The sequence below is a fragment of the Pseudohongiella sp. genome (genome assembly GCF_011050365.1).
GTDB lineage: Bacteria > Pseudomonadota > Gammaproteobacteria > Pseudomonadales > Pseudohongiellaceae > Pseudohongiella.
This window is the reverse complement of sequence record NZ_DRFV01000007.1, coordinates 39,555-51,909: the sequence shown is the minus strand read 5'-3', so window position 1 is coordinate 51,909 and position 12,355 is coordinate 39,555. Positions and strand designations below refer to the sequence as shown.

Here is a 12,355-nt window from a genome sequence, read left to right as displayed (position 1 = left end):
TGCATCAAAATCAATCCTCAGTCACGAAAGTATTAGTATTTGCAGTGTGCTGTCAACTTACTTTGGAAGCATCGTAAACATCTGACATCGAACGCATTTTGATCGTGAAACAATGCCACTTTGGGTGCTTCTTATTGGTGCTTCCCGGTAGCGTTGGCGCACCGTTTTGACACACTGAGCGGCTGCGCCCGGGTATTGTCCAGGCTGGTCCTTTATGACACCGGCATGGCACCGCACTGGCACAAGCCTTGCCTGTTAATTCATCATGTCAACGACGTATTATCGAGACTCATGGCCAGATCCTTACCGACTGAAAATACAAAGACTACCACCGTACTCTGGCTGACAGGGCTGTCCGGTGCCGGCAAAACCACGCTGGCCGATCAGGTGGCCCGAGACCTGCGCGCTGCCGGTCAAGCCTGTTTTGTCCTGGATGGTGATAATGTCCGCAAAGGCCTGAGCCAGGATCTGGGTTTCTCTGACGCCGACCGGACAGAGAACATTCGCCGCGTCGCCGAAGTGGCAAAACTGATGAGGGATGCCGGTCTTACCGTCATCGTGGCACTAATATCACCATTCAGGGCAGAACGCGACGCAGCGCGCACCAGCATTGGCAATGACCACTTCATTGAGATCTATCTCGATACGCCGCTGGCTGTCGCCGAACAGCGCGACGTCAAAGGCCTGTACAAAAAAGCGCGCAGCGGCGAGCTGAAAAACTTCACCGGCATTGACTCTCCCTACGAACCGCCGCTGGCGCCCGCGTTGACGATACACACAGAAACCGAAACACCGCAGCAAAGCGCCGCCCGCGTGATGCAGGTCTTAAACGTTAAAGGGAACCGTTAAAGGGGACGGAGGAGATAAAAGCGTTAAAGGGGACGGAGGAGATAAAAAGTATCTCCTCCGTCCCCTTTCTCACTAACGCCCCCACACAACAAAGTTCGGGTTCTCAAACCCCGGTTTGCCGTAAGCCATCGCCTGCTCATTCATATCTGTCAGGCGCCCACCGGCTGCGCGCAGCACGGCGTCCCCGGCCGCGATATCCCATTCCATGGTGCGACCAAAGCGCGGGTAGAGATCCGCCTCGCCGGCGGCAACCAGGCAGATTTTTAAAGACGAGCCGGCCGTGCGCAGCTCAGCCACCGTGCGCTCACCCAGAAACGCCTGCAACGCCTGCGGATCACCATGCGAGCGGCTGGCGACCACCGTCAGGCCTGCTGCGGGCACCTCACGCGTGCGCACCGGCCGCTGCTGGCCACCAGCTTCAACCACAAACGCACCCTGCTCACTGGCGCCGGCAAACATGCGGTCGATCACCGGGGCATAGACCACCCCCAGCACCGGTACGCCGTTCTCGATCAGCGCAATGTTGACGGTAAACTCACCATTACGATTGACAAACTCCCGCGTGCCGTCCAGCGGATCCACCAGCCAGAACAGGTCACCAACCGATTCGCGATGGCCCGCGGCCATGGCCTCCTCGGCAATCACCGGCACCTGCGGCGTCAGCTTGCGCAGCGCGCTGACAATCACCTGCTCCGCCTTCTCATCGGCTTCGGTCACCGGTGATTCATCTTCCTTGCCGCGTACGGTGAAATCAGTGGCATAAACGGCCATGATCACGCTGCCCGCGTCACGGGCCACCTGGGTGAGAAGTTTGAGCAGCTCAGCCCGGTTATTCAGCAAAGTGTCATTAAAAGTGCCATTAAAAACAGGATCAGGCATTGGTTTGTCTCCGAAGGTGCGGCAAACTCGTACTATAGCAGACTGGCGCGACACGGCCCGTCTGCATCAGGAAACGTGAAAAGGATCGTCCATGATTGCCAATGCCCTGGGACCGGTGTTCCTGCTGATACTGTTTGGCGCGCTGCTGCGCCGGATCAACTTCCCCGGGGCCGAGTTCTGGCCGGGCATCGAACGCCTGACCTACTACATCGCCTTTCCCGCCCTGCTGGTGCACCGTCTGGCGCTGGCCGACTTTAGCAATGCCGACTTCGGTCGCTTCGCCCTGGTGATCTGCGCAGCGCTGGCGCTGACCAGCGCACTGACGTGGCTGCTCAGGCCGTGGGTAAGCCGCACCGCGGCCGATTTTACCTCGCTGTTTCAGGGCGCCATCCGTTTTAACACCTATATCGGTCTGGCCGTGGCCAGCGCACTGTTTGGCGACCCGGGACTGGTTATCGCCGCGATTGCCGTCAGCATCATGATTCCGCTGGTCAATGTGCTCTGTGTCATCTGTTTTTCAATGGTCATCGACGGCAGCACCAGGACGCCCGGTGGTGTGCTGAAAGGACTGCTGCGCAACCCCCTCATCATCGCCTGCGTGCTGGGCGTTGTACTCAACATCAGCGGCGTCGGGCTGGGTGGCGCCTGGATCGAAGGTCTGCTGGCACGCCTGGGCAGTGCCGCCCTGCCGCTGGGCCTGCTTGCCGTGGGTGTGGCCCTCAGCCTGGGCACGGTGAAACAGGACTGGCCCACCATTGTACTGGCCAGCGTGCTCAAATTTATTGTCTTCCCCGGTCTGATGCTGGGTCTGGCGATCTGGTGGCAACTCGACCTGCTCAGCCGACAGGTCCTGCTGCTGCTGGCGTGTCTGCCGACGGCCACCTCAGCCTACATCCTGTCCCGGCAACTGGGCGGCAACGCAGTGATGATGGCCAACATCATCAGCGCCCAGACCCTGCTAGCCTTCGCCGTTATCCCGCTGTGGTTACTGCTGTGATAATGGGGACGGAGGAGATAAAAAATAACCAAATGACGATGCAGACAAAGCAGCAAAAACCGTTCAACTGGCGCTCCGACTGCCAGTTCGAGCTACTGATCGACGGCACCGAGTTTTTCCCGCGTATTTTGCAGTACATCGAACAGGCACAGCACCACATCGACATCGAGCTGTATCTGGTAGAAAGCGGCAAGGCCACCCGGCGGGTGGTGGCCGCGCTGACGGACGCCGCCGGGCGCGGGGTGTCTGTGCGCTGCCTGTTCGACGCCAACGGCGCGTCCGAGTTTGTCCCCGAAGAGCGCGAGACACTGCGTCAGGCCGGGGTCGAATTGCGTTTCTACAACCCCCTTACCTGGCATAACGGCGTGCGCAACCTGCACCGCGATCACCGCAAGCTGCTAATATTTGACCAGCGCATCGCCTGCACCGGCGGCCTGGGTTTCACTGATGCGTTCTGCGAGGCCGATGACAGCCAACCCGGCGAAAAAGATCCGCAGACGCGCTGGCATGAACAAATGCTGGTGATCACAGGCCCGATCACCCACGACTGGCAAAAGCTGTTCGAGCAATCCTGGCAGCAAGCCAACAGACCGCAGCGCAAGCGGCTCGACAGCCCGTCACAAAAACATGCCAGCGTACCCCTGCCCGACGCCAGGGCCGGTCTGGGTCGGGTAGCGTTCAGCGCCTCGCGCAACAACCGCGACCTGCTGCTGTCACTGGTCAGCCGCATCCGTCACGCACAAAGCCGCGTCTGGCTTGCCACCCCCTACTTCGTGCCGCCACGTTCATTGCGCCGGGCCCTGACCGCCGCTGCGCGCCGCGGCATCGACGTGCGCCTGCAGGTATGCGGCAATTTCACCGACCTGCCACCGGTGCGCTACGCCGGCCAGATCTACTACGCCGAAATGCTCCGCGCCGGCGTCAGAATCTTCGAATACCAGCCACGCTTCCTGCACCTGAAATCGACGCTCATCGACCAGTGGGTATCGCTGGGCTCCTGCAATTTTGATCACTGGACGCTGCACTGGAATCTGGAAGCCAACCAGAACGCCCTGGACCCGGCACTGTCGCAATCCGTGCAACACAGCTTTGAACAGGACTTCAGCGAGAGCACCGAGCTGACCCGCCAGCAGTGGCAACAACTGCCACTGAATTATCGGCTCACCATCTGGTTCTGGGGCCGGGTGAAAAGGCTGGCGGATCTGTTTTTGAGTTTCTATTGATGTCGATGTGACAAAAAAAAGAGACAGCGCAGATAAAGGCGGACTACACAGGCGCTATGCAGTAGCCGTTTAACTGTCAAGGTTTACAGATTTCACCAGCGTCAGCGGCCTGTCACGCGCCAGACACGACCGCCAACATCATCGGCCACCAGCACACTGCCGCTGTCTTCTTCAACCAGCACACCAACAGGACGGCCATAGGCCTGTGATTCATCGTCGCTCAAAAACCCGGTAAGCAGATCAACCGGATTGCCATCGGGTTCGCCCGCCGTTTCACCACTGCCAAACGGCACAAAGATGACCTTGTAGCCACTGAGCGGATCGCGGTTCCAGGAACCATGCTGACCGACCAGCATGCCCCGGGCAAATGGCGCGGGCAGTTCAGCCCCGGCCCCCAGCCACGCCAGACCCAGCGACGCGGTGTGGGCGCCCAGCGCATAGTCAGGCGTCAGCACCTCATCATCCTCATAGGGCATCGGCGCCTCAACACGCTGATCAACATGGCTGCCGTAATAGCGCCACGGCCAACCGTAGAAGCCATCTTCCGAGACGCTGGTCATATAGTCAGGCACCAGGTCGCTGCCCAGCTCATCGCGCTCGTTGACCGCCACCCACAGCTCACCAGTCTGCGGCTGCCAGGCCATGCCCACCGGATTACGCAGCCCCTGCGCATAGATACGCGACTCCCCGGTGGCGACATCGACCTGCCAGATGGCGGCGCGGCCCTCTTCCTCGTCCATGCCATTTTCGGCAACATTACTGTTGGAGCCAACGCCGATATACAGATACTCGCCATCGGGGCTGGCCAGCAGGCTCTTGGTCCAGTGATGATTAATGCTGCCCAGGGTCAGGTCCTGCACCAGCTCCGGTGCGGCAGTGATCGCGTCTTGCCCTGACTGATACGGGAAGCGCACCAACGCATCGGCGTTAGCGACATAAAAATGATCATCAACCAGCGCCATGCCAAACGGTGAATTCAGGTTCTCCAGGAACGTGTGCCGCTCTTCGACAACGCCATCATTGTCAGCATCGCGCAGCAGAGTGATGCGGTTGGCATTGGGCACCTCCGATGTCGCCTGGCTCATCAGCATGCCGGCGACCCAGCTTCTGAAACCGCCGGGGCTGGAACCTGCCGGCGCCTTGCTCTCGGCCACCAGGATGTCGCCGTTGGGCAGCTCATACAGCCAGCGCGGGTTCTGCAGATCCGCAGCGAACAGCGACACCTCGGTGCCCTCCGCAGGCACCGGTGTGCGCTCCTGCGGCCAGCCTGTGGTCTCGGGAATGTTGATGGTGGGCAGCATCGTACCCGCCGACTCGGCTATTTGCGGATCCGGCCCCATGGTTGCCTCAATCGGTAACTGGGCGTTTTGACCACAGGCGCTGATCAGCGCCGTGCCCGCCAGCGCGGCTAGTTGTACAGGTATCTTCATCTGACGTCCTCCTTTGCATCCCGGTGATATCGTCTGTAGATTGATACGAACACAATCGATGAGCAGTTGTCTGACTATTTATTGAGGTATCAGGTAAGGTATTAGTGATTCAGTCAACTTGCAAACTGAGGTGTTCCCGAGTGAACGCGACGTTACCCTGTCATTGACCCGCCAGTTTATAAAAAAGGGGACGCAGGTGTTCAGTGTGCTAAACGCCTGCGTCCCCTTCGGCCCCCCCCCTTTAATCTCCTCACAACATCTGTACACTGGCCCGTTACACATCGCTTTCATGCCACCATTTCCATGGAAGCCGTGCTGAACAGGAGGGAGTATGGATACACAATTAGCCAACAAACATGTCGCCATTCTTGTCGCCGACGGGTTTGAACAAGTCGAGTTCCAGAAGCCCAAAGACGCGCTGCGCGAAGCCGGCGCCAAGGTCACCGTGGTGTCACTGAAACCCGGTGAAGTCCAGGGCATGCACCACGATAAAACCGGCGATCGTTTCGCCGTCCACCTGACGGCGGTCAGAGCCAAAAGCAAAGACTACGATGCGCTGATGCTGCCAGGCGGTGTGATGAACCCTGATGCCCTGCGCAATGACGAAAGCGCCGTGGCGTTCGCCCGCGATTTTGTGCGCGAGGCCAAACCGATTTTTGCCATTTGTCACGGCCCGCAAGTGCTGATAACGGCAGACGCGGTCAAAGGCAAAACCATGACCTCATTCGAATCGGTCAAAACCGACCTGGAAAACGCCGGCGCACACTGGGTGGATAAACCCGTGGTGGTCGACGATGGGTTGGTGACCAGCCGCAAGCCTGATGACATTCCACAGTTTATCGACAAGATGCTGGAGGAGTTGGCTGAGGGTCGGCACTAGTAAAAAGGGGACGGGGGGATTTGTCACGCAATCCCCCCCTGCCCCTGAAGCGCCAACCTCTATTTTCCGGTAGATTTCCTATCCATAGACCGGGTTGTACTCAAGCCCATCAGCCTGCATCCCCACCAGCCCGATATTGACGTGATTTTGCTCACTTTCTGCCAGATCCCAAAACAGATCCATATCTGAGGCGCCACTAGTGTTTTGTACTGCCAGCAAAACATCAACAATCCCGGAGTCAGGACCTAAACCATAGATATTCTGCGCCGTAGTGGCAATTAACTGCCGGGCATCCCAATTGGGCCCCAGTACATTCAGGGCGGCGAACTCCACGACTTCATCTCTGTGCAGCGTGTCCAGCTTGTTCAAAAGTATGCCAACGATATTGGGATCATCAAAATACAGTCTCTGCGTGAGCGCGAACATGATCTCAAGCGCATCGCCCGCCTTGCCCTCCATGTCAAAGGCAAGGGCCCGATCGTCAAATTTGATCCTGTCTGCGCCCGTGAAATCAAACTGCTGGTTATCAAACGTCAGTATCCGTTTATCAGCACTATCAACAGTAAAGCTGTGCTGGGCAATTTGACCGTCCACCAAAATCACATCTGTGGCCGCAGTATCCAGGGTCACCTGATCCAACAGGTCGAGATTCACAATGCGATTACCATTGCTGTTAAACACAGCTCCGCGCCCTACCGACGGTATCCAGCTTGACTCAACAATAAGGTCAATAATGTCGCTTACCGTCGCGTCAGGATACTTTTGAAATAATAGCGCAGCTATTCCCGATACATAGGGCGATGCATACGAGGTGCCACCATCCACAACGCGCTCATAGCCTTCATTGCCATCAGGATAATAACCATTGGACGGGGCGAACACATACGGTGACTTCACCACGCCAGCTAGGTTGGAAGAACCGAAAGGCTGACGATTGTCAAAATTGTAATTGCCGACGCTGATACTCATACCTGTCAAAGACGATAAAGCGAGGCCTGTCGGGTTAGGGCTGCCAAAATTGCCTCCGGCCCAGACAACAAGAGCGCCGCTATCAAATGCCTTTTTTACCGACTCCATGATGATTGGAGATACAAAGTTGCCGTTGTTAATCTGGGAAATCTGTATGACTTTAGCACCCTGCTGCAGTGCGTGATCGATTCCCTGTTTTATATTTTCAGCGTTGGAGCCGCCACCCTGCTGCGTTATCCTGACATCAATGATCTGCGCATTGGGTGCGACGCCCGAAATATCTGGCACAGGCGATCCGTTGTATTTGTGCTCATCGTATCTAGCGGCAATTGGGGAGGCTACTCTAAGGCCATGAAGATACTCAGCAGTAGCACCACTGTCATTTTTCCTGGTCGTCACATCGTATTCATGAAAAACTTCAAGCTCTTCATGGGTATAAATACCGCTATCCAGAACCGCCACCTTGACACCGTCTCCCCTCAAGCCTTGAGCCCAGGCTGCCGGTACGTTGAGCATGTTCAAAATTGCATGATTATTCATCTGGGTTTCGATTAATGGCGTATGGGCATCGTCAATGTCTAATGCCTTTGCCACATCCGGTACGCCGTGGCCCCAAAGCGTGCTCCATGTACCAAAGAACTGCTCACTTGAGTCATTTTCCGTCACAAAGACAGGGCCTTTATTATTGACCTCGATAACGCCTTTTTGCGTCGGGAAAAACTTAAAATCGTCATTAACAGTTTCGATAAACCATGGGTGGCCGGTATTCGTGTTAAACGAATGCTCCCCACCCGGGCTTACGTATCCATACGGTTTGTAGCTACCGCTGTGATCAATCCAGAAAACACCAATTAATCCTTCGGTGTTGTTTTCTATAGTGAAAGCAGTCTGGCTTCCTGTGTTAGTTGACCGGACATCTTCATCATCAGGCAAGAACTGTATCGGCATAATTTTTTTCTCTTTTTAGGCAGATTCGATACTTTTTATTGATTCTGTCAGGTTAACACTAAAAAAGGGACGGGCACTTAAAGGAAACGGAGGTAAAATTTGCTATGCAAATCCCTCCGTCCCCTTTAAGTGCCCGTCCCTTTCGTCCTACAAACTCCCGTCACTCTCCGGCAAAACCGACTTGATGTCATACACCACTTGCGTCGATGTCGGGCACAGCGGCATACCAACAAACTCTGTGTGCGCCACCGCCAACACCACCGCCTGGTAATTACACACGGGTGGTTCACGATCTCCCGGCAGCAAGGACAGACCATACTCCTCGCTCACCTCATCGGCATCAGCCCAAGGGTCGTAAACATCCACTACACAGCCAAAGTCAGCCAGTTCACGGATCACATCAATTACGCGGGAATTTCGGATATCCGGGCAGTTTTCCTTGAAGGTCATCCCAAGCATTAATACGCGTGCCCCCTCAATTTTCTGACCCTTGCGGATCATCAGTTTCACCACCTGGTTGGCTACATAAATGCCCATGTTGTCGTTCAAGCGTCGACCAGCCAGAATGATCTCCGGGTTATAACCCAGCTCCTGCGCCTTTTGTGTCAGGTAATACGGATCCACGCCAATGCAGTGTCCACCAACCAGCCCTGGCTTAAACGGCAGGAAATTCCACTTGGTGGCCGCAGCCTCCAGAACATCGGAGGTACGAATGCCCATGCGGTTAAAGATCATCGACAACTCGTTCACAAAAGCGATATTGACATCACGCTGCGCATTCTCGATCACTTTGGCAGCCTCGGCCACCTTGATGGAAGGCGCCAGGTGAGTACCGGCAGTAATGATGCTCTTGTAAAGCGCATCTACCCGCTGACCAATTTCTGGTGTGGAGCCGGAGGTTACCTTCTTGATCTGCGTCACGGTATGCGTATTGTCCCCCGGATTGATACGCTCCGGTGAATAGCCGCAGAAAAAATCAACATTGAATTTGAGACCCGACTGCTTTTCCAGCACCGGTACGCAGTCTTCCTCGGTGGCGCCAGGGTAGACAGTAGATTCGAAGATAACGATGTCGCCCTGCTTCAAAACTTTACCCACTGTTTCTGATGCGCCCAATAGTGGCGACAGATCCGGTCGGTGATGCCGGTCCACCGGCGTGGGCACTGTAACAATATAGATATTGCAGTCGGCAATATCGTCGAGCTCAGTGGAGAAGCGCAGCCCGTTTTTGCTTACAGCTTTCAGGTCGTTTTCATCGACTTCGCGGGTGCGGTCGATCCCCTGTGCCAACTCATCAACACGGCGTCGGGAAATATCAAACCCAATGGTTGTATACTGGCGGGCAAACTCCACGCAGAGTGGAAGGCCGACGTAACCGAGGCCGATGATGGCGAGATTCAGATCATTCATGTTTCATCCATATGTAGAAGTTCAGTCTACATCCCTAAGTTGTACGATTGCCATTGTTAGTTTCGCTTGAACAGCCCCTGCTGCTCCGGCGTCAACAAAGCCATCAATGCCGGCGGCGGCGTAGGCAATCCTCTGAAATAGCTCAATGTATTTAGGTGACGATTGATAATACTGGCAGCCGTCAGATAAATAATCTTAAAGTACAGGCCAACCGACTTGTTCTCCGCATACCACACTTCCAAATCGCCTTTGTAAGGCGTAACAACTTCGTCATGAAAGCGTATGGGGTCGCTGCCACAATCAACCAACATTTGCTCCTCATTGCGAAAAAACAAGGAACCGACACCGGTCAGCCCAGGCCCCGTGGCGTCAATGATGCGCTGTTGCTCCGGGGTATACAGGCTGTAGTGTGGACGGGTTTGAGGTCGGGGTCCAACAAAACTCATGTCTCCTTTCATGATATTCAGCAACTGCGGCAGCTCGTTGACCTTGGTGCGGCGAAGGAAACGGCCAAACGGCAACACCCGCGGATCGTTGACGGCTGTCACCAGACCACCAGACATATTGGGGCTATTTTCCAGCATGGTGGCGAACTTGTACAACTTGAAGTCCTTGCCATCCTTTCCTACCCGGTTCTGTTTATAAAGCACCTTGTGTTCGCCCGTGCATAGATTTATTACTGTTGCGCCGATCATAAAAATGCCCAATACCAACAGGCCGAGCACGGCAAAAAAAATGTCCAGCAATCTAATCATTCTCAATTCCTAAAAGCAAAAAATCAGTCGTCAGGCCACTTCACCGGTTCTCTATCAGAAACTCTCTGGGTCTTTGAACCAACATAAACCCCCCACGCTTGAGTGGATTTGGCGACCGTTACCCCGGCGCCCACTACCGAGCCTTCAGCGATCACGACTCCCGGCAGCAATGTCGCGTTCGCACCAATAAAAGCGTCCTTTTTTATCAACACTTTGGCTCTATAAACATATCGCTGACTTGCGCTGACCATGGGTCCAGAGCAACGTGCGCCATCTTTGAGAATTTCTGTCGACGTAATAATATTGGAGTTGGTAGCAACGCAAGCATAATCTTCAATCTCAAATTCGCCCCCACCGCTCACGAACACGCGCGGCGCAATATGTACTCGTCGCCCCACTATTGCTGACTTGCTCATGATAATTACGTTTTTATCAATATAGCTAAACTCGGCCAGACTTACTCTTTTCGGGTAGGCAAAGAACACACGCTGATCAATGAAAACATTTGCTTCCATATGCCCAAGCTTTTGCCGGTAATACAACGCTCGAAAATACATACCTCCCATGTGCGGCAAGCCGCGGGCGCTGCTAATCGCGCCGTACACAATAGAACTGTAAATGGGAATCGGTAGCGCAAGGAGGAATCCGACCGCGTATTCGACCAACGCAAGTGGGTACCGTATAACAGATAAACCGAGAGCACGCTCTAGCATCCGCAAAAAGCGTGAAGATCTGCCGTGTTCTTTCTCAGCAGATTCATTAATATGCCTGAGCATCTTATGGTCAAAAATCAGTTGCACGCTGGAGGCTCCCTTATTCGTTCAACCATCGTTCACATCCGGTTATCAAGGTACTTCCCGGTTTCTTTATGATTAAAGTCCGGAATCATCTCGTTAAACAACGCCAAAATCTCCGGCTTATCCCACGTGGCGCCAGAACGAATATCATCGATGCGGGATATAAACCAATCGAGCTTGTCAGCATCAAATATCGGTTCATTTTTGATCACACCCAGATTCGGAAACCTGTCCATATCCAGTGTTTCCGCGTCCGTGTAGAACTCTTCAAAGTCTTTCTCGCCGGTGGTGTCGCTGGCGAAGAAATAAACGGGCCACTGCTTGCGCGCAATCAACTCCGCACTGCGGCCGCGGGCTTCGTCTTCTGAACCACATTCAAACGGTTCGAAACCCAGCGCCTGCAAATAGCGCACGGCAATATCGGAAAAACGCGTCAGATCCAATGCTTCGGTTAGTTTTGGAAAGAAGATATCCCTGTTCTCGCCGAGCAGACTTGACATCAGACACAGCTCTCCAGACTCCTGTGGTGTCACAAAATAGCGGCGTACATCATTGGGGGCAGATATTGGCTGCTGTTTGGCAAAGCGCTGGTTAAACCCATGCAACAAGGAACCATCGGAGAATGCCACATTGGCAAATCGGGCGGTTGATATCGGCAAGGTCAGACTTTCGCGCATCAGGAACATTTCCATAATGCGTTTGCTTGCTCCCATCATATTCACTGGATTAGCAGCTTTATCAGTTGATACACAAAAATATTTATGTACATCTTGCTTCTTCGCCTGCTGCATTGAGGCAATGGTGTTCAGGATATTGACTTCAATCAGGCGCATCAGCGTGAATGGGTCTTTTTCGCTGCGCACATGTTTCATTGCCGACAGATTCAATACATAGTCGTAGCCCTGCCCCGCATTCATCAAGGCTGCAAACTCATGGGAGCCACAGTCTATGGCGAAGGTTCGGAAGTCGCCGTCGATATAACCCAGGGTGCTGCGGATATCGCGCACCAACTCAACCATGTTGTTTTCGCTGATGTCGACCACATGCAAAGCGGCGGGTCTACGTTTAAATATCTCGCGGGCCACCGCCTGGCCAATTGAGCCAGCACCACCAATTACAAGAAATCGGCTCTTAGCCACCAACTCAGACAAATTGCGCTCTTCGCGCAACACATCGCCCTCAAACAGTGGCTTACTGCGCCCTATCAACTCTAGCATA

11 protein-coding genes are annotated in these 12,355 nt (G+C 54.6%); 4 read left to right on the top strand and 7 right to left on the bottom strand.

What is annotated here, in order from left to right:
* Window positions 1–291 precede the first annotated feature (291 nt).
* Window positions 292–849: an adenylyl-sulfate kinase gene (gene cysC, locus ENH71_RS05310; RefSeq protein ID WP_317622335.1), complete on the top strand. Its 558-nt coding sequence runs from the start codon at window positions 292–294 to the stop codon at window positions 847–849.
* Between the two features lie 72 nt (window positions 850–921).
* On the opposite strand, the gene cysQ is transcribed toward cysC, so the two are convergent.
* Window positions 922–1,728 carry a 3'(2'),5'-bisphosphate nucleotidase CysQ gene (cysQ, locus tag ENH71_RS05305; protein ID WP_294130189.1) on the bottom strand — a complete coding sequence of 269 codons (807 nt, stop codon included), beginning with the start codon at window positions 1,726–1,728 and terminating at the stop codon, window positions 922–924.
* 91 nt (window positions 1,729–1,819) lie between these two features.
* Here cysQ and ENH71_RS05300 point away from each other — a divergent pair, with 91 nt between their 5' ends.
* Together ENH71_RS05300 and ENH71_RS05295 are read left to right on the top strand one after the other, a co-directional pair.
* On the top strand, window positions 1,820–2,725 hold the full coding sequence (locus ENH71_RS05300; protein ID WP_294130192.1) for an AEC family transporter: 906 nt from the start codon (window positions 1,820–1,822) through the stop codon (window positions 2,723–2,725).
* A gap of 32 nt (window positions 2,726–2,757) precedes the next feature.
* Window positions 2,758–3,948 carry a phospholipase D-like domain-containing protein gene (locus tag ENH71_RS05295; protein ID WP_294130195.1) on the top strand — a complete coding sequence of 397 codons (1,191 nt, stop codon included), beginning with the start codon at window positions 2,758–2,760 and terminating at the stop codon, window positions 3,946–3,948.
* Window positions 3,949–4,049: 101 nt separating this feature from the next.
* On the opposite strand, the gene ENH71_RS05290 is transcribed toward ENH71_RS05295, so the two are convergent.
* Window positions 4,050–5,378, bottom strand: coding sequence for a PQQ-dependent sugar dehydrogenase (locus ENH71_RS05290; RefSeq protein ID WP_294130196.1), 1,329 nt, complete (start codon window positions 5,376–5,378; stop codon window positions 4,050–4,052).
* A gap of 331 nt (window positions 5,379–5,709) precedes the next feature.
* Here ENH71_RS05290 and ENH71_RS05285 point away from each other — a divergent pair, with 331 nt between their 5' ends.
* Window positions 5,710–6,258, top strand: coding sequence for a type 1 glutamine amidotransferase domain-containing protein (locus ENH71_RS05285; protein WP_294137610.1), 549 nt, complete (start codon window positions 5,710–5,712; stop codon window positions 6,256–6,258).
* Between the two features lie 78 nt (window positions 6,259–6,336).
* On the opposite strand, the gene ENH71_RS05280 is transcribed toward ENH71_RS05285, so the two are convergent.
* The 5 genes from ENH71_RS05280 to ENH71_RS05260 form a co-directional block, all read right to left on the bottom strand.
* Entirely contained in the window at window positions 6,337–8,175 is a 1,839-nt protein-coding gene (locus ENH71_RS05280; RefSeq protein ID WP_294137608.1) for a S8 family serine peptidase, read from the bottom strand.
* Window positions 8,176–8,322: 147 nt separating this feature from the next.
* Window positions 8,323–9,585: a nucleotide sugar dehydrogenase gene (locus ENH71_RS05275; protein ID WP_294137606.1), complete on the bottom strand. Its 1,263-nt coding sequence runs from the start codon at window positions 9,583–9,585 to the stop codon at window positions 8,323–8,325.
* Window positions 9,586–9,641: 56 nt separating this feature from the next.
* Window positions 9,642–10,340: a sugar transferase gene (locus ENH71_RS05270; protein WP_294137605.1), complete on the bottom strand. Its 699-nt coding sequence runs from the start codon at window positions 10,338–10,340 to the stop codon at window positions 9,642–9,644.
* Window positions 10,341–10,363: 23 nt separating this feature from the next.
* On the bottom strand, window positions 10,364–11,140 hold the full coding sequence (locus ENH71_RS05265; protein WP_294137602.1) for an acyltransferase: 777 nt from the start codon (window positions 11,138–11,140) through the stop codon (window positions 10,364–10,366).
* 32 nt (window positions 11,141–11,172) lie between these two features.
* Entirely contained in the window at window positions 11,173–12,354 is a 1,182-nt protein-coding gene (locus ENH71_RS05260; RefSeq protein WP_317622742.1) for a UDP-N-acetylglucosamine 4,6-dehydratase, read from the bottom strand.
* Window position 12,355: the final 1 nt, after the last annotated feature.

Bases quoted from the DNA above. Each gene is read 5' to 3' on its own strand.
- cysC (WP_317622335.1), top strand. From the start codon at position 292: ATGGCCAGATCCTTACCGACTGAAAATACAAAGACTACCACCGTACTC.
- cysQ (WP_294130189.1), bottom strand. From the start codon at position 1,728: ATGCCTGATCCTGTTTTTAATGGCACTTTTAATGACACTTTGCTGAAT.
- ENH71_RS05300 (WP_294130192.1), top strand. From the start codon at position 1,820: ATGATTGCCAATGCCCTGGGACCGGTGTTCCTGCTGATACTGTTTGGC.
- ENH71_RS05295 (WP_294130195.1), top strand. From the start codon at position 2,758: ATGACGATGCAGACAAAGCAGCAAAAACCGTTCAACTGGCGCTCCGAC.
- ENH71_RS05290 (WP_294130196.1), bottom strand. From the start codon at position 5,378: ATGAAGATACCTGTACAACTAGCCGCGCTGGCGGGCACGGCGCTGATC.
- ENH71_RS05285 (WP_294137610.1), top strand. From the start codon at position 5,710: ATGGATACACAATTAGCCAACAAACATGTCGCCATTCTTGTCGCCGAC.
- ENH71_RS05280 (WP_294137608.1), bottom strand. From the start codon at position 8,175: ATGCCGATACAGTTCTTGCCTGATGATGAAGATGTCCGGTCAACTAAC.
- ENH71_RS05275 (WP_294137606.1), bottom strand. From the start codon at position 9,585: ATGAATGATCTGAATCTCGCCATCATCGGCCTCGGTTACGTCGGCCTT.
- ENH71_RS05270 (WP_294137605.1), bottom strand. From the start codon at position 10,340: ATGATTAGATTGCTGGACATTTTTTTTGCCGTGCTCGGCCTGTTGGTA.
- ENH71_RS05260 (WP_317622742.1), bottom strand. From the start codon at position 12,354: ATGCTAGAGTTGATAGGGCGCAGTAAGCCACTGTTTGAGGGCGATGTG.